The 15,547-nt window shown below is 66.9% G+C and carries 18 protein-coding genes and 1 pseudogene; 6 read left to right on the forward strand and 13 right to left on the reverse strand.

The genetic code is table 11. The features are described from left to right. The 6 genes and pseudogenes from JHC99_RS00005 to JHC99_RS00030 all read right to left on the reverse strand — a co-directional run. A partial coding sequence (locus JHC99_RS00005; RefSeq protein WP_292151415.1) for a hypothetical protein occupies positions 1-340 on the reverse strand: 340 nt, incomplete at its 3' end. 43 nt (positions 341-383) lie between these two features. Next, positions 384-986: an SOS response-associated peptidase family protein gene (locus JHC99_RS00010; protein WP_292151416.1), complete on the reverse strand. Its 603-nt coding sequence runs from the start codon at positions 984-986 to the stop codon at positions 384-386. A 3-nt stretch (positions 987-989) separates the two neighbouring features. Next, positions 990-1,595 carry an aminoacyl-tRNA hydrolase gene (gene pth, locus JHC99_RS00015; RefSeq protein ID WP_292151417.1) on the reverse strand — a complete coding sequence of 202 codons (606 nt, stop codon included), beginning with the start codon at positions 1,593-1,595 and terminating at the stop codon, positions 990-992. A 164-nt stretch (positions 1,596-1,759) separates the two neighbouring features. Next, a pseudogene (locus tag JHC99_RS00020) lies at positions 1,760-2,362 on the reverse strand (50S ribosomal protein L25/general stress protein Ctc); the annotation flags it as partial. Positions 2,363-2,496: 134 nt separating this feature from the next. Beyond that, positions 2,497-3,537 (reverse strand): hypothetical protein, encoded by a 1,041-nt coding sequence (locus JHC99_RS00025; RefSeq protein ID WP_292151419.1) that lies wholly within the window; start codon positions 3,535-3,537, stop codon positions 2,497-2,499. Between the two features lie 98 nt (positions 3,538-3,635). After that, the gene (locus JHC99_RS00030; protein WP_292151420.1) at positions 3,636-4,568 is read right to left on the reverse strand and encodes a ribose-phosphate pyrophosphokinase; all 933 of its coding nucleotides are present in this window, start codon (positions 4,566-4,568) and stop codon (positions 3,636-3,638) included. Positions 4,569-4,775: 207 nt separating this feature from the next. On the opposite strand from JHC99_RS00030, the gene JHC99_RS00035 reads away from it, so the two are divergent. Both JHC99_RS00035 and recN read left to right on the forward strand, forming a co-directional pair. Then, positions 4,776-5,657, forward strand: a complete 882-nt coding sequence (locus tag JHC99_RS00035) for an outer membrane protein assembly factor BamD (RefSeq protein ID WP_271147135.1) — start codon at positions 4,776-4,778, stop codon at positions 5,655-5,657. Between the two features lie 78 nt (positions 5,658-5,735). Continuing rightward, the gene (recN, locus tag JHC99_RS00040) at positions 5,736-7,475 is read left to right on the forward strand and encodes a DNA repair protein RecN (RefSeq protein WP_292151421.1); all 1,740 of its coding nucleotides are present in this window, start codon (positions 5,736-5,738) and stop codon (positions 7,473-7,475) included. On the opposite strand, the gene JHC99_RS00045 is transcribed toward recN, so the two are convergent. Beyond that, complete coding sequence (locus tag JHC99_RS00045) at positions 7,476-8,204, reverse strand: hypothetical protein (protein WP_292151422.1); 729 nt, start codon at positions 8,202-8,204, stop codon at positions 7,476-7,478. Between the two features lie 106 nt (positions 8,205-8,310). Between JHC99_RS00045 and JHC99_RS00050 the strand changes: the two genes are divergently transcribed. From JHC99_RS00050 to JHC99_RS00065, 4 genes are all read left to right on the forward strand, one after another. Further along, on the forward strand, positions 8,311-9,894 hold the full coding sequence (locus JHC99_RS00050; protein ID WP_292151423.1) for an ATP-binding protein: 1,584 nt from the start codon (positions 8,311-8,313) through the stop codon (positions 9,892-9,894). Then, positions 9,891-10,316, forward strand: a complete 426-nt coding sequence (locus JHC99_RS00055; protein ID WP_271147088.1) for a response regulator — start codon at positions 9,891-9,893, stop codon at positions 10,314-10,316. Before JHC99_RS00050 ends, JHC99_RS00055 begins: the two co-directional genes overlap by 4 nt. Further along, on the forward strand, positions 10,313-11,353 hold the full coding sequence (locus JHC99_RS00060) for a response regulator (protein ID WP_292151424.1): 1,041 nt from the start codon (positions 10,313-10,315) through the stop codon (positions 11,351-11,353). Before JHC99_RS00055 ends, JHC99_RS00060 begins: the two co-directional genes overlap by 4 nt. Positions 11,354-11,452: 99 nt before the next feature. Continuing rightward, a complete protein-coding gene (locus JHC99_RS00065; protein WP_292151425.1) occupies positions 11,453-11,641 on the forward strand; it encodes a CsbD family protein in 189 nt (62 codons plus the stop codon). A 61-nt stretch (positions 11,642-11,702) separates the two neighbouring features. On the opposite strand, the gene JHC99_RS00070 is transcribed toward JHC99_RS00065, so the two are convergent. The 6 genes from JHC99_RS00070 to JHC99_RS00095 form a co-directional block, all read right to left on the reverse strand. After that, positions 11,703-12,206: a hypothetical protein gene (locus JHC99_RS00070; RefSeq protein WP_292151426.1), complete on the reverse strand. Its 504-nt coding sequence runs from the start codon at positions 12,204-12,206 to the stop codon at positions 11,703-11,705. Positions 12,207-12,286: 80 nt separating this feature from the next. Continuing rightward, a complete protein-coding gene (locus tag JHC99_RS00075) occupies positions 12,287-13,117 on the reverse strand; it encodes a hypothetical protein (protein ID WP_292151427.1) in 831 nt (276 codons plus the stop codon). 73 nt (positions 13,118-13,190) lie between these two features. After that, positions 13,191-14,369 carry a VWA domain-containing protein gene (locus JHC99_RS00080; RefSeq protein WP_292151428.1) on the reverse strand — a complete coding sequence of 393 codons (1,179 nt, stop codon included), beginning with the start codon at positions 14,367-14,369 and terminating at the stop codon, positions 13,191-13,193. Next, the gene (locus tag JHC99_RS00085) at positions 14,369-14,659 is read right to left on the reverse strand and encodes a HepT-like ribonuclease domain-containing protein (protein WP_292151429.1); all 291 of its coding nucleotides are present in this window, start codon (positions 14,657-14,659) and stop codon (positions 14,369-14,371) included. Before JHC99_RS00085 ends, JHC99_RS00080 begins: the two co-directional genes overlap by 1 nt. A gap of 40 nt (positions 14,660-14,699) precedes the next feature. Beyond that, positions 14,700-14,987 (reverse strand): nucleotidyltransferase family protein, encoded by a 288-nt coding sequence (locus JHC99_RS00090; RefSeq protein WP_292151430.1) that lies wholly within the window; start codon positions 14,985-14,987, stop codon positions 14,700-14,702. 14 nt (positions 14,988-15,001) lie between these two features. Then, a complete protein-coding gene (locus JHC99_RS00095) occupies positions 15,002-15,547 on the reverse strand; it encodes a GNAT family N-acetyltransferase (RefSeq protein WP_292151431.1) in 546 nt (181 codons plus the stop codon).

A 15,547-nucleotide genomic window follows, 5' to 3' on the forward strand; every position in this document is an offset into this window, starting at 1 on the left:
GGCGGGGCCGATCGTTGATGGCCACGAAGACCTGGGCCGGGCGGGTGATTCCCGCCGACAGGGGGGCCACGACAGGCGCGTCAGGCAGGGCGGCCGGCGTGACCAGCAGACAGGCGGCGCATTTGACCCCGGCCAGTCCCTTGGACCCACCGTGCTCGCCGTCCATGCCGACGGCGATGGTGTGTACGCCCTCCGCCGAGCAGAAGACGATGGGCTGGCCCGGGACCGCCGCCGCCAGGGCCGCGAAAGGCATCAGGCTGGCGAACGTGATCGCGAACGTCGCGGCCAGGAAGGCCAGCGAGCGCATGATCGACCAGTTGTCGGCCTGGGAGCGGGTCACGCGGCGGCCATAGCCGCGCCCGCCTGAAATGGGAAGCGTGACACTATGCCTTGGACGGCCGTGGCGCGGCCTCGACCTTGAGCGTCCCAGCCGGGGGCGGCACCAACAGTTCCGCCGCGGGCCGCCGTGCGAACAGCCAGTCAGCCCAGTCGGCCGGCGCGAGCGGCAGTACGCCGCGATCGTGATAGGGGGCGACATCCGGCCCCGGCTCTGCGGTCAACAGGGAGAAGGCGGTGCCGTCCGGCCCTGATCTCCAGACGGCGGCGAGCCCGAGCACCTCCTGGTTCGCGCCCGACAACAGCCAGCGCGTCTTGGGATATTTGTCGCCCGTGAACTCATAGAAGCCGGTCACCGGCACGATACAGCGGCCGCCGCCTGCGCGATTCTCGAACTCGCGCCCTTCGGAGCGAAAATTGATGATCGGCGGACGCTTCGGCGCGGGCGGTGGGAAGCCGAACCGCATCTCAGACAGGACCGTGGCGGTGTCATTGATCGCGCGGACGGCAACGGTCCCATCCGTAGGTCGAACCTCGTCCAGCGGCGCAATGTTGGGCAGGCCGTCCGAGAATTCGATCGGTGCGCCCGCCGCCTCGAAGATGCGAACCAGTTGGGTCACATTGGCCCTGGCCTGAAACGACGCGCACATGGCCTATTCGCCCCGCGCCTGTTGCCTCGGGCTGAACTTCGGGGCGGGAGCCAGGCGCAGCACCTCGCCCTGATAGCGTTCGTCCTCGCCCGCGACGGCGAAGGGCAGTGCGTCGGCGCAGGCGCGCAGAAGAGCCTCCAGCCACGGCTGCTCGGCCTTGTGGAAGTCACCCAGGACGTGGGGCATGACCAGGTTCGCCTCGCCCGGATGGCCGATCCCCATGCGGGCGCGTCGAAAGTCGGCCCCCAGGTGGCTGATGAGGGATCGCACCCCATTCTGACCTGCTGCCCCGCCGCCGGTCTTCATCCGGAAACGGCCGGGGGCCAGGTCGATCTCGTCGTGGAAGACGATGATGTCGCTGACCGGGATCTTGTAGAAACGCGCGGCCTCGCCGACCGCATTGCCGCTCTGGTTCATGAAGGTCTGGGGCTTCATCAGCAGCACCTTGACGCCCTCGACCTCGCCTTCGGCGATCACCGACTGGAACTTGGCCCGCTCGGTCCCGAACCGCCACCGGCGCGCGATCTCGTCCACGGCCATGAAGCCGATGTTGTGCCGGTTGTTCTGGTATTTGGCGCCCGGATTGCCCAGGCCGGCGATGATGATCATGCGTCAGGTCCGGATATGGAAACGGCCCACTCCAGCGAAGGAATGGGCCGTCCCGGAAATCGATACTCGTGGGGCGATCAGCCTTCCGACGTGTCGCCTTCGTCGGACTGTTCCGAGGCAGGAACTTCGTCCGCACCGGCTTCGGCGGCGGCGATGGCGTTCTCTTCGGCGATCGTCTCTTCGTCATGGGCAGCCGAGATGGCGGCCGACGAGGTCTTGATAGAGGCGATCACGAAGTCGCGGTCGGTGATGGTGGCGGTCACGCCTTCGGGCACCTTGATGTCAGAGAAGCGGATGGTGTCGCCCAGCTTGTGGCCGGCCAGGTCGACGACCAGGTCCTCGGGGATGTGGTCGGCGGCGACCGAGATCTCGACGGTGTGACGAACGATTTCCAGCGATCCGCCCTGACGGAAGGCACCGCACTTGTCTTCGTTGATGAAGTGAACGGGCACTTCGATCTTGATGGTCTGGTGCTCGTCGACGCGCATCAGGTCGAAGTGCAGGGGACGGTCCGTGACGGGATCGAACTGCACGTCCTTGGCGATGACCGGCTGGGTCTCTTCGCCGTACTTGAGCGTGATCAGGTGGCCCAGCAGCTTGCCGGTGTACAGGTTCTTGCGGAAGTCCTTCTCGTTGACCGAGATGGCGACGGGGGCCTTGCCGCCGCCGTACAGGATGCCCGGAACCGCGCCGGAGCGACGGGCTGCGCGCGCGCCGCCGGTGCCGGTGTTTTCGCGGACGTCCACGTTCAGAATGATCTCGGCCATCTGGCTCGCCTCAACAACAAAAACGCCTGCGCCAACTGATGGCTCGCGCGGCGGGGTCATCAACCCTCGAATTCAAGAGCGCGGGTCATTACACGCAAGACGGCCCACACGCAACCGCCTGACGACGATCGACGTCAGCTCGACGGTGCGGAGACGCTGATCACCGGCACGCGGGTCGCGCCGAAGGTGCAGGTGCCCAGGTCACGCACGATGTGGCGGCCGACGCAGAACATGTCCTCGTAGCTGGGGCGCGAGGCGGCCAGGCACTGGAACAGGTTCAGTTTGGACATCGACAGACAGAACTCGCTGCCGCTCTCCTGCATCAGGGCCTGGGTGTTCGGGCGGGCCTCGTCACCGGCGGCACCCAGCGCAGCCAGGGCGGCCATGGCCAGGGCGTTGGCGATCACAGGCGTATAGGGCGGCCGCGATGTGCCGCCCGGCACGCTCAAACCGGACCCGCTGTTGGCCGCGGCATACAGGCGTGCGGTGTCCTCGGCCGGCGGCATCATGCGCCGTCCCGAAATCTGCTTGATCGCTTCCAGGCGTTCCGCACGGTTCGGCAGCGGGGCGACGGCCCAGCTGCGACGGGAATCGCCCCGGGCCTGGATGGTATAGGCGTCCTGTTCGACGGCGTCGGCGATCGTGACCATGTCAGAGATGTCGCGGCCCAGGGTCGCGATGATCAGGCCGGCACCGGCCTCCGCGCCCGGCAGGGTGGCGGCATAGGCGGGGTTGTAGACGATGTTCTCGATCACCTGACGACGCTGGACGGGATCGACGCCGTACTGGCGCACGCCGGCGACGAACTCGGGCGATTGCAGCGCCACGATCGAGGCATAGGCAATCATGCCCTGCGACAGCTGGATGGGATCGTAGGCGGCACCCTTGCGCATCGCGGCCTGGATCGATTCGGCGTCGGGAAAGCCGCCCCGGATGGTGCCCACGTCGCGCAGGAAGCTGACGTAAATGGCCGCCGATTCGGCGACGCCCGCGTTCATCGAAATGGGTGGGGCCACCCGGACTGCGGCGGCGGCCGCCGCTGCGGCGGCCTGGGCCTCGGCCATCCGTTGTGCTTCGAGTTCGGCCTGTGAAGGGCCGGTGGTGCAACTGGCCAGGACGGCGGCTGCCGCGATGGCGGCCACGGCGAGGCTGCGGCGCATGAAGGCCAGGGTCATGGTCGAACTTCCCACGGAGACGCGATTGTACAAGGTCGGCGTCGACACTGCGTCGCCGTTTCGACCCTTATAAGGCCGCAAGCAGGGTTATCGCACTGTTAATCAAACAACTTGGAGACGGACTCCTCATTGGCGATTCGGCGGATGGCCTCGCCGATCAGGGGAGCTACGGGCACGGTGCGGATCTTGGGGCAGTTCAGGACTTCGTGAGGCCGATCGATCGAATCGGTGATCACCAGTTCCTTCAAAGGCCCGTCCGTAACCCGCTGGACCGCCGGTCCCGACAGCACGCCGTGGCTGATGTAGGCCGACACGCTCGTCGCCCCCGCCTCCATCAGGGCCTTGGCCGCATTCACCAGGGTGCCGCCGGAATCGACGATGTCGTCGAACAGGATGCATTCGCGGCCCGAGACGTCGCCGATGATGTTCATGACCTCGCTCTCGCCCGCCTTTGGGCGACGCTTGTCGACGATGGCGAGGTCGACGTTCAGCCGCTCGGCCAGGGAGCGCGCACGCACCACGCCGCCGACGTCGGGCGACACGATCATCAGACTGCCGCGCTGATAGTTCTCCTTGATGTCCTGGGCCAGGACCGGCGTCGCCACCAGGTTGTCGGTCGGGATGTCGAAGAAGCCCTGGATCTGGCCGGCGTGCAGATCCATGGTCAGCACGCGGTCGGCACCGGCGCGCGTGATCATGTTCGCGACCAGCTTGGCCGAGATCGGGGTGCGTCCGCCGGTCTTCCGGTCCTGACGCGCATAGCCGAAATAGGGCATGACCGCCGTGATCCGCCGCGCCGATGCCCGCACCAGGGCGTCGATGCAGATCAACAGCTCCATCAGGTTGTCGTTGGCCGGATAGGAGGTCGACTGAATCACGAAGACGTCCTCGCCCCGGACGTTCTCCTCGATGACGACAAAAACCTCGTTGTCGGCGAACCGCTTCACCTGGGCCTTGGTCAGCGGCATGTCGAGGTGGTCGGCGATGGCCTGGGACAACAGCCGGTTTGAGTTGCCGGATAGCAGCTTCATCGACCGGTCATCCTTTCGCCGTCATCGGACCGCCAATGACGACTGTTCAGTTCTCGCGCTCTTTACCAGCGCAACGGCCGGGGGCAAGCCACAGCTTCGAGGATTCGCCATCAGGCGCGCCTGCGATCGCATTGGCTTGGACCCGACCGCTGGTGTAGAGGTCGCGGATTCTTTGGGGCGGCGACCATGCGCGGCGTCCCTGTCGCCATGAGGTCCGCCTTGCCTGCTGCTCCGGTGTCCGTCCTGTCCTCGCGCACGACCCTGCGTCGGATCGCCGTCGCCACGGCGGTCATCGTCGCCGCCGCGTCCATCGCCGCCTGTGGCGCGCGCCCGCGTCCGCGCCTGGCCTATGAGGAGCGCCCCGTCGAGCTGCTCTACAACACCGGCTATGACCGGCTGCAGAGCCGCCGCTGGGCCGACGCCGTCGATTATTTCCAGGAGGTCGAGCGCCAGCATCCGTATTCGGAATGGTCGCGTCGCGCGATCCTGATGCAGATCTACGCCTACTACCAGAACGGCAACTACGTGGAATCGGTCGCCGCCGCCGACAGGTTCATCCAGCTGTTCCCGGGCAGTCCGTCGGCCGCCTACGCCTACTACATGCGGGCGACCTGTAATTTCGAGCGGATCGTCGATGTGGGTCGCGATCAGGCGTTCGCGGTCGCGGCGCTGGAAGGCCTGCGGGATGTGGCGCGGCGTTATCCGGGCTCGGCCTATGCCACGGACGCCTCGGTCAAGATCGACATGGTCAACGACCAGCTGGCCGGCAAGGAAATGAACATCGGCCGCTACTATCAGCGCGCCAACCAGCCGCTGGCCGCCATCGGTCGCTACAAGTCGGTGATCGACAGCGACGCCTTCCAGCGTACCTCCCATACCCCCGAGGCCCTGTACCGGCTGGTCGAGGTCTATCTGGGCCTGGGCCTCAAGGATGAGGCGACCCGCAACGCCGCCGTCCTGGGCTTCAACTATCCGGGCAGCCCCTGGTACGCCGAAGCCTATGCCCTGCTGAGCGAGAACGGTCAGCAGCCCGAGGCGGCCCCGACCGGACAACGCGAGAGCTGGCTGCGCCGGATCATCCCGGGCTGAGGTCCGAAGCCGCTCCGCCGTTCCCGATTGGTTCAGGGTCGCCTATAGACTGACCTTGATGTCGAATCGCACCCGCCCATGCTGACCGCTCTTTCCATCCGCGACGTGGTGCTGGTCGATGCGCTCGACCTCGAGGTCGAGGACGGCCTGACCGTGCTGACCGGTGAGACCGGGGCGGGCAAGTCGATCATCCTCGACGCGCTGGGCCTGGCGCTCGGTGGGCGAGGGGATGCCGGCCTCGTGCGGGCCGGTGCCAAACAGGCCGTGGCCACGGCCGTCTTCACCGCGCCCGATGACGCCGACCTGATCGCCCTGATCGCCGAACGCGGATTCGACGTGTCGCCGGGCGAGGATCTGATCCTGAGGCGCGTCCTGTCGGCCGACGGCCGCAGCCGGGCCTATGTCAATGACCAGACCGCCGGGGTCGCGGCCCTGCGCGAGATCGGTGCCCGGCTGGTCGAGGTTCATGGCCAACATGAAACTGTCGGCCTGCTGGACTGGAAGACCCATCGCGGGCTGCTCGACGCCTATGGCGGCACGGCCCCGCAGCTGTCGGCGGTGGCGCTCGCCGCCGACCGGCTGAAGGCGGCGGAAACCCGTCTGGCCGCCCTGCGTGCCGCCGCCGCCGACGCGGCGGCCCGATCCGAGGAAATCACCCTCAACCTGGCCGACCTCGACGCGCTGGACCCGCGCGAAGACGAAGAGACCGAACTGGCCGGCGAGCGCGCTATCCTGGGGGCGGCGGAAAAGGCCATGGCCGACCTTGCCGACGCCCGGACCCAGTTGGGCGGCGACAAACTGGTGCAGAAACTGTCGGCGGCCCTGCGCGCCGTCGAACACGCCCGACAGCGCGCGGCCCAGGCCCTGGCCGGGCCGGGTGACGGGGTGGCCGAAACACCGGCCGAGCCTGCCGTCGAGCACCTCGTCCTGACCCGCCTGTCCGCGGCTGCCGAGGCCATCGACAGGACCATCGTCGAGGCGCTGGAAGCTATCGCCGAGGTGGACGCAGCCGCCAACGCCTTCGATTTCGAGCCGGGTCGACTGGACAAGGCGGAGGAGCGGCTGTTCGCCCTGCGCGCCGCGGCCCGCAAGTTGAACACCACCGTCCACGCCCTGCCGGCGCTGCGGGTGTCCCTGCGCGAGCAGCTTCGCCTGATCGAGGACGGGGCCGAGGCCCTGACCGCCGCACAGCGCGAGACGACCGCCGCGCGCGAGGCCTATGACCTGGCGGCCACCTTCCTGACCTCGGCGCGCGAGGCGGCCGGGGAGCGGCTGACCCGCGCGGTCATGGCCGAACTGACCCCGCTCAAGCTGGACCGCGCCCGCTTCCGCGTCGCTTTCGAGCCGGTGGGCGAGGACCGGCGTGGACCACTCGGCGTGGAGACCGTGCGGTTCCAGATCGCCACCAATGCGGGCGACGGTTTCGGCCCGCTGGACGCCATCGCGTCGGGCGGGGAACTGGCGCGCTTCGCCCTGGCCATGAAGGCGGCCCTGGCGGGACGTGAGGACCAGCGCCAACCCGTCATGATCTTCGACGAGGTCGATCAGGGCGTCGGCGGTGCCGTCGCCGAGGCGGTCGGCCAGCGCCTGAAACGCCTGTCGTCCGGCGCCCAGGTCCTGGTCGTGACCCACAGCCCCCAGGTCGCCGCGCGGGGCCACACCCACTGGAAGGTCATGAAATCCGACGCTGACGGTGCGACCACGACCACGGTGGCCCCGCTAGACGACGCTCGCCGCCGCGAGGAAATCGCGCGGATGCTGTCGGGCGCGGTGATCACGGACGAGGCGCGTGCGGCGGCCAGCGTCCTGATCGGTTGATTATCGAACGCTGACCCGGCCGCCTGCTGACGCATTCCGCGCCGCATCGTTGGCCGGCCTCGCGATCAGGCCCGACTGGGTGATCCAGACCTCATAGCGCGCGCCGTCGGCCATCGGCATATAGGTGGCGCCTCCGTACAGGGTGTCGACCGCATCGACATACCGGCGATAGCGCTTCGCGCCGTACCAGACGGTAAAGTTCCAGGGCATCTCCACCCCCAGGATCTGGCCCTTGGCTGGATCGCCACCCGACAGGGCGTGGACGCTGCGGGCACCGGTGCGTTCTTGTTCGATGTTCTGATAGCGGCCCGACAGCCGGTCGAGGCGGTACTGGGTGTCCAGGCCCAAGACATTGGCCCACGGCTTCCACTTCAGCACCTGGGCCTCGATCCGCCAGTCGTCGCCGTTGACAGGGTACATCGCCGATCGCGCCTGGCCGCCCGCGGTCAGGGGCGGCTGGATCACCGTGACTTCGAAATACTGCGGGGCCAGTTGGCGCAGCTGGATCGTCGCCACCGGCCGTTCGTGGGTCAGCCGGGCATAGGTCTGGATGTTCTGGGCCAGCAGGACCGCCGCCGCCGCCGCCGCAAGCACCGCACCGCCGCCGATCAGTTTCAGCGGCCCTGTGACCCAATGTCCCCGGAAAAGCGAGACCAGGCCGTTCAGCACGAACAGCGCCGCAATAAAGGCGACCAGGGCCGGAGCGACCCACCAGTACGAAATCAACATCGCGGGCCTCCTTTCGCTTATGGCTTAGCTTGCACAATCAAACGCTTGGCCCGCGTTTCGGATGCGCAAGGCTGGACAGTGCGACCAGTGCCGCTAACCTTGGGCCATGACCCCAGACACCGCCAGCGACTTCTCCTCCGAGGGGCCGTCCTCGCTTGAGAGGATGGCGACCCCCGGCGGTCTTTCCAGCTTCCTGCGCTTCCTGCGCACGCGGTCGCTCGCGCGATCGGTCGTGGCGCTGCTGACCGGCGCGCTTCTCCTGCTGTTGATCGTTAACGGCAGCACCTTCCTGATGATCCAGCGGACAGCCGCCCTGAATCAGGAGGTCGATACGACCTGGCAGGTCCGGCGATCCGCCCGCAACCTGATCCTCAACGTCCAGGGGGCGGAGACGGCACAGCGCGGGTTCTTGCTGACCGGCCAGGCGGGATTCGCCGCCGCCTACGAAGAGGCGCGTTCGGCCAACCCAGCCTTGCTTGACACCTTTCGCGAGAAAACGGCGGGAGACCCGGTCGGCGTCGCCTCGGCGGAGGCCCTGACGCGTCTCAGCGCCGACAAGTTCGCCGAGATGTCCGCCACCCTTGCCATGGCCCGCCAGGGTCAGATCGGACAGGCGGTCAGCCGGGTTCGCACCGGCGAGGGCAAGCGGATGATGGAAGAACTGCAGGCCGAGGTGCTGCGGGTTGATGACTGGGTCAACGCCACACTTCAGGACCGCCGCGAACGCTCACAGCAGGCCGCGCTGACGACGGTTGTGGTCAACGCGATCGCCGGCGCGCTGATCCTGATCCTGGGTTTCATCATCTTTCTGCTGGTGCGGCGCTATCTTCAGGACATGGCCGCCGCCCGCGCCACGGTCGATGCGGTCAATGCGGGACTTGAATCGACCGTGCGCGACCGCACCGCCGCCCTGGTCCGGGCCAACGAAGAGGTCCAGCGCTTCGCCTATATCGTCAGCCACGACCTGCGTTCGCCCCTGGTCAACGTCATGGGCTACACGGCCGAACTGGAGCAGGCGGGCAAGACGATCGACGCCCAGATGACCAAGGTGCAGACCCTGGCGCCGGACCTTGTTGAAAGCGACGCCCTGACGGCGGTACGCGACGACATCCCCGAGGCGGTGGGCTTCATCCGCGCCTCGACCGAGAAGATGGACCGGCTGATCAACGCCATCCTGAAGCTGTCGCGCGAGGGGCGGCGCAACCTGATCCCCGAGACCATCGACATGGCCGCCATGGCCCAGAAGGCCGCCGACGCCATCCGTCACCAGACCGAGGCCGCTGACGCCGAGGTCGTGGTCGAACCCATGCCGACCTTCGAGAGCGACCGGTTGTCGATCGAGCAGATCGTCGGCAATCTGATCGACAACGCCGTCAAATATCTGGACCCCAAACGTCCCGGCCGGATCGTGGTGTCGGGCCACGACCGCGCCGGCGGCTGGGTCGAATACACGGTGTCCGACAACGGCCGTGGCATCTCAGAAAAGGACCACGAGCGGATATTCGAGCTGTTCCGCCGCGCGGGCCGTCAGGACCGGCCGGGCGAAGGCCTGGGGCTGGCCTTCGTGCGCAACAGTGTTCGCCGGCTGGGCGGGTCGATCGAGGTCGAGTCGGTTCTGGGCGAGGGCTCGACTTTTCGCCTGAAATTCCCCAAACGCCTCATCCTAGTGGATTCCGGAGACGCCTTGTGACTGCCCCCGTCAAGATCGTGATGGTCGAGGACGACCACGGCCATGCCAAGCTGATCGAAAAGAACATCCGGCGCGCCAACATCAATAACGAAATCATGCATTTCGACCACGGCCAGGCCGCGCTCGACTATCTGTTTTCGGAAGAAGTCCGGCTGAACGGGCCGATGCTGATCCTGCTGGACCTGAACCTGCCAGACATGCAGGGCACCGACATCCTGGCCGAGGTCAAGAAGGACGAACGACTGCGTCGCGCGCCCGTCGTCGTCCTGACCACCACCGACGACAAGACCGAGATCCAGCGCTGCTACGACCTGGGCTGCAACGTCTACATCACCAAGCCGGTCGACTATGAGAGTTTCGCGGGGGCGATCCGACAGCTGGGCCTGTTCCTGTCTGTCATGCAGGCACCTGAGATCGAATGACGGATACCAAACCGGCTGTCAGGCTGCTCTACATCGATGACGACGCCGGCCTGTCCCGTCTGGTCCAGAAGGAACTCGGCCGTCACGGCTATGAGGTCACCCTGGCCGCGGACGGCGATGCAGGGCTGGAAAAGCTGGAGCAGGGCGATTTCGACGTCTGCGCCCTGGACCACTATATGCCCGGTCGTGACGGCCTGGACGTCCTGCCCGACATCCTGGCCATGCCCGAGCCGCCGCCCGTCGTTTACGTGACGGGAGCCCAGGAAGGCCGGATCGCGGTCGCCGCGCTTCGCGCCGGGGCCGCCGACTATGTCATCAAGGACGTGTCGGAGGATTTCACCTCCCTGTTGCGGTCCGCGCTTGAGGACGCCCTGTTCCGCCGCCGCCTGCAACGCGAGAACGACGAGGCCCAGGAACAGGTCCGCCTCGCCCGTGACCGCGCCGAGGCCATGCTGCGCGAGGTCAACCACCGCGTCGGCAACTCGCTGCAACTGGTCTCGACCTTCATGTCTCTGCAACTGCGCCACCTCGTCGATGACGGCGCGCGCAATGCGGTCAAGGAGGCCCAGGCGCGGATCGAGGCCGTCGCCCACGTGCATCGCCGCCTCTACACCTCGGGTGACATGTCGACCGTGGCCATGGACGAGTATCTGGCCGGGCTGATCGACGAACTGTCCAAGTCCCTGGGGCCGGACGACAGTTCGCCGACACTGGCGCTGGAGGCCGAGCCGATGCGGGTCTCGACCGATCAGGCCGTGTCTCTGGGCGTCGTGGTCACCGAACTGGTCACAAACGCCGTGAAATACGCCTATGCCCCCGGTCAGGGCGGCGAGATCCGCGTCATCCTGAAGTCGGGCGGCGAGGGCAGGGCCTTGCTGACCGTCGAGGACGATGGTCCGGGCATGGGTGACGGTGTGCCCAAAGGCACCGGCCTGGGTGGCAAGATCATCGGGGCCATGGCGTCGGGCCTGCGCTCGGTCGTCGAGATCGATCCCGAGCACAAGGGCGTCCGCGCCCGCCTGGCCTTCGATCTCTAGACGGACGCAAGCTCTGCCGGAGGAACGTTCCCGGGCCTAACCCGTTGATCCTGCACGAGACGCCGCCACTCCGGCGACACCGTGAACCAGGAGATATTCATGCCCGATCATGACCGTATCGAAGGCGCCGCCAAGAACATCGGTGGCCAGATCAAGGAAGGCGTCGGCAAGCTGACCGGCGACGAGAAGCTGAAGGCAGAAGGCAAGATGGATCAGGTCGAGGGCAAGACCCAGAATGCCGTCGGCGGCGTCAAGGACACCCTCCGCGACGCCGACAAGCGCAACTAGACCGCTTCAATATCCCATTCGACGCCGCTCCCGATCGGGGGCGGCGTTGTCGTATCCGGCCTCAGTCTCCGCCGAGCCGGAACGACAGACCCTCTGTCGTCGTCGCACCCGTCGCCGGTCGGCATTCCCGGCCAAAGGCCACGACGCCGCTCGCGGTTCGCGTCGGTCGTTCCTCGCAGATTTCCGCGACGGGTGCGGCAGTGGTCGCCAGCGTCCGCTGAACGGGAGCGCAGGTGGTTTCGTAACTGCCCTTGCCGTCCGACACCTGACGACAGCCTTCGATCCCGTCGGGTGCCAGGCCGCCGGGCAGGCGATCACCGAGCGCACCCGCCAGGTCAGTCCGCACCCGCACCTGACAGGCCTCCATCGAGGCGTCCTTGCGGATCATCGGACTGCACTGCGACCGCTCCCAGCCATAGGGGTCGGCTCTCGCCCAATCGGGCAGGGTCGAAACAGGCTGTGCCGCCTGCGCCGGTGCCTCAGGGTCGGCCGCGACTGGCGTGTCCCAGGCGATGGTTCCCGCCGACTGTTGCAGCAGCAGGGCGGCTAGGGCGGCGATCAGCATGATGAACTCCCGAACGACCCGGTGACCCTGCCACGGAAAGTCCGGTCGTTGAAATCACGATCCCGGTGTGCGCCCTCCGATCAGCGCGGGCGCTCGCAGCGCGCCATCCAGGCCGTCGTGTTCTCTCCGCTCAACGGCCGACCACAGTCCGTTGCGGGCATCGCCCTGAGGTCGCGCAATCTCGCCTCCGTACTGTCCAGCAAGGCGTCGGCGTTGCCGGACGTGCAGACCGTCGATGTGCTCGATGTGGTCGTGCCGAACACGTCCGTCGGGGTGCGGGTCGAGACCTGGCGGCACGGGCCGGCGGGCGTGTCCGGTGTCCATGACGGCGCTCTGGCCACGGTGCGCGGCTCGGAACCGGCGACCGGTCCCGCTGCGGCGTCGGCGCGGGCCATGGCCAGGCGGTTGCGGGCGCGGCGTCGGCAGTCGGCCTCCGCCGTGTCGATCTGACCGGCGCATTGCTCGCCGATCCACTTGTCCGGATCGGTGAAGGCCGCCTGAGGCACTGTGGTGTCGGACGCCGGGGTTGATGTGGCCCGCAAGGTGCCGTCGGCATTGTAACCGGCGGCGGCATAGCCTTCGGCGCCCTGCGTCCGCGCTGACCAGTCGAAGCGCCCGGCGAGACGCTCGGACGGTTCGGGGGACGTCTGGTTGGTGTTGGTGTTCTCGAACCGGGCGTCCCGGACGATGGCCCAAGGGTTGGTGTCCTCCTCCGCCTCGGCGGCGGGGGCAGGCTGAGGGGTATCCGATACGAAAACCCGCGGCGGCCCTGGCGGACAGTTGGGGCTGCTGATCCGGCCCCGTCCGAAGCGGCAGGGATCTGCGGCCGGAGCGGGCGCGACTACAGCGGGCGCCGTCTGGACGATCCCGTCGGCAGACTGAACCAGCATCAGGATCAGGAATATCAGCATGGCGGTCGCCTCCCAGCCCGTGCGTCATAGCAGCGTGTGCCGCCCGTCCCGTCCTGACGCGACCTGACGTCCCTCAGCGTGTCAGGGTCCGCATCGCCCGGTCCAGCCCATCCAGCGTCAGGGGGAACATCCGTTCGTCCATGACCTCGCCGATCAGCTTCACCGAGGCCGTATAGCTCCAGTACCGCTCGGCCACCGGGTTCAGCCACACCGACCTGTCCCACTGAAGCCGCGCGCGCCTCAGCCAGACGGCACCGGCCTCCTCGTTCCAGTGCTCGACCGAGCCGCCGGGCATGGTGACCTCGTACGGGCTCATCGTCGCGTCGCCGACGAAGATCGCCCGCCAGTCGCCGTTGTAGCGGTTCAGCAGGTCCCAGGTCGGGATCTTTTCGGCGTGACGCCGCCGGTTGTCCTTCCACACGCCTTCGTACAGGCAGTTGTGGAAGTAATAGAATTCCAGGTTCTTGAACTCGGTCTTCGCGGCGGAAAACAACTCCTCGCAGAGCTTGATATGGCCGTCCATCGACCCGCCGACGTCGAGGAACAGCAAGACCTTGATCGTGTTGCGCCTCTCGGGTCGCATATGGATGTCGAGCCAGCCCTGGCGCGCCGTGCCGTCGATCGTGCCGTCGATGTCGAGCTCTTCGGCCGCCCCCTGACGCGCGAACCGGCGCAGACGACGCAAGGCGACCTTGATGTTGCGGGTGCCCAGCTCGACCGTGTCGTCCAGGTTCTTGTACTCCCGCTTCTCCCAGACCTTGACCGCCCGGCCCTGCTTGCCAGGTCCGCCGATGCGCACACCCTCGGGGTTATAGCCGCCGTGGCCGAAGGGGCTGGTCCCGCCGGTGCCGATCCATTTGGACCCGCCCTCGTGGCGTTCCTTCTGCTCCTCCAACCGCTGCTTCAGCGTCTCCATCAGCTTGTCGAAGCCGCCCATGGCCTCGATCTCGGCCTTTTCCTCGTCCGTCAGGAACTTGTCGGTGAGCAGCTTCAGCCAGTCCTCGGGGATGGCGGTGGTCAGGTCCTCGCCGATCCCGACGCTCTCGACCCCCTTGAACACCGTTCCGAACACCTGGTCGAACCGGTCGTAGTGTTTCTCGTCCTTTACCAGGACCGCCCGCGACAGATGATAGAAGTCCTCGATGCGCCCCCCGGCCACATCCTTGTCCATGGCCTCCATCAAATGGAGCCATTCCTTGGTCGACACAGGCACCTTGGCCTGACGCAGGGCGGTGAAGAAGGGGAGGAGCATCAGTCTTCCTCGATCCTGGACAGCGCCTCGGCCAACTCCGGTACATTGACCATTGCGATGCTCCACAAAAGCGAGGGACTGGCAGCGCCGTAGTCGTGGGCGAGTATGTGGCGCAAACCCGCCATGCCATCCCAGTTCAGAGAGGGAAGCTTTGCCTTTGCGTCGTCGGTCAATCGATTTGCGGCCTCTCCGATGACGATCAACCGCATGCAGACAGCGTCGCGCGTCAGCATATCTGAGCTAAAGCTTTCAGCCGAGTGGCCGACCACATAGGCGGTGATCCATGTCACGGACTCCCGCAACTCCGAGATCAGGATCGGGTCAGGTCGGTCAGATGGCAATGGCGTCTCGCATCGCAGTCCGCCGGATGTGAGGATTGTTGAGTCCATCGTCAGGACACATATCGACCTTGTGCCCCAGGCGTGATGCGACTTCCTTCTTCACGCTGAAAAAGTCCCATCCGATTGGCCCGGATAAATCCACCAGCAGATCTACATCGCTGTCCGGCCCGGCCTCGTCGCGAGCATAGCTGCCGAACAGGCGCACGTTGACGATGCCCTGCTCTTCCAGCCAGGGCTTCAGTTCGCGCAACTTGGTCAGCAGTTCGTCGCGGGTCATGGCCGCAGCATAGCCTATCCGCGTCGCAGGATGAACTCGTCGTCCATCCACGCCCCGACTGGGTACTGATACTCCCCGGCCTTCTCGAACCCGTAGGCGGCATACAGCCTCTGCGCCTTCGTGTTGCCGCTCCAGACGCCGATCCAGAGCGGGCCTTCGGTGTTGGCCTCCATCCAGTCCAGAGACGCCGTCAGCAGTTGCGTGCCGAGGCCCAGGCCTTGCGCCGACTTGCCGACATACAGCCTCCGTAGCTCCATGTTGGCAGGCGTCGCCTCGGGGTGGGGCAGGGTATTGGGCCCGGCGTTGGCGAAGGCCAGCAAGTCGCCGTTTCGCTCGGCGACCCACCAGGCTGCGCCGGGCTCGGCCAGCTTCCTGGCCGTGGCCTCGGGGCTGAAACTGGCGTCCAGGAAGGCGGCCAGGTCGTCGGCCGGGTAGGGGATCGCAAAGCCGTCTGCCGCGACGAAGGTATCGATGAAGGTCCGGCGGCCCAGGGCTCCGAGGGCCTCGGCGTCTTCGGGTCGGGCGGCGCGGATAAGGGCGATGTCGGCGGTCGAGGTCAT

The organism is Brevundimonas sp. (assembly GCF_016463485.1).
Taxonomy (GTDB): Bacteria; Pseudomonadota; Alphaproteobacteria; order Caulobacterales; family Caulobacteraceae; genus Brevundimonas.

Bases quoted from the DNA above. Each gene is read 5' to 3' on its own strand.
- JHC99_RS00035 (WP_271147135.1), top strand. From the start codon at position 4,776: ATGAGGTCCGCCTTGCCTGCTGCTCCGGTGTCCGTCCTGTCCTCGCGC.
- JHC99_RS00030 (WP_292151420.1), bottom strand. From the start codon at position 4,568: ATGAAGCTGCTATCCGGCAACTCAAACCGGCTGTTGTCCCAGGCCATC.
- JHC99_RS00060 (WP_292151424.1), top strand. From the start codon at position 10,313: ATGACGGATACCAAACCGGCTGTCAGGCTGCTCTACATCGATGACGAC.
- JHC99_RS00070 (WP_292151426.1), bottom strand. From the start codon at position 12,206: ATGCTGATCGCCGCCCTAGCCGCCCTGCTGCTGCAACAGTCGGCGGGA.
- pth (WP_292151417.1), bottom strand. From the start codon at position 1,595: ATGATCATCATCGCCGGCCTGGGCAATCCGGGCGCCAAATACCAGAAC.
- JHC99_RS00045 (WP_292151422.1), bottom strand. From the start codon at position 8,204: ATGTTGATTTCGTACTGGTGGGTCGCTCCGGCCCTGGTCGCCTTTATT.
- JHC99_RS00065 (WP_292151425.1), top strand. From the start codon at position 11,453: ATGCCCGATCATGACCGTATCGAAGGCGCCGCCAAGAACATCGGTGGC.
- JHC99_RS00090 (WP_292151430.1), bottom strand. From the start codon at position 14,987: ATGACCCGCGACGAACTGCTGACCAAGTTGCGCGAACTGAAGCCCTGG.
- JHC99_RS00050 (WP_292151423.1), top strand. From the start codon at position 8,311: ATGACCCCAGACACCGCCAGCGACTTCTCCTCCGAGGGGCCGTCCTCG.
- JHC99_RS00075 (WP_292151427.1), bottom strand. From the start codon at position 13,117: ATGCTGATATTCCTGATCCTGATGCTGGTTCAGTCTGCCGACGGGATC.
- JHC99_RS00010 (WP_292151416.1), bottom strand. From the start codon at position 986: ATGTGCGCGTCGTTTCAGGCCAGGGCCAATGTGACCCAACTGGTTCGC.
- recN (WP_292151421.1), top strand. From the start codon at position 5,736: ATGCTGACCGCTCTTTCCATCCGCGACGTGGTGCTGGTCGATGCGCTC.
- JHC99_RS00025 (WP_292151419.1), bottom strand. From the start codon at position 3,537: ATGACCCTGGCCTTCATGCGCCGCAGCCTCGCCGTGGCCGCCATCGCG.
- JHC99_RS00080 (WP_292151428.1), bottom strand. From the start codon at position 14,369: ATGCTCCTCCCCTTCTTCACCGCCCTGCGTCAGGCCAAGGTGCCTGTG.
- JHC99_RS00095 (WP_292151431.1), bottom strand. From the start codon at position 15,547: ATGACCTCGACCGCCGACATCGCCCTTATCCGCGCCGCCCGACCCGAA.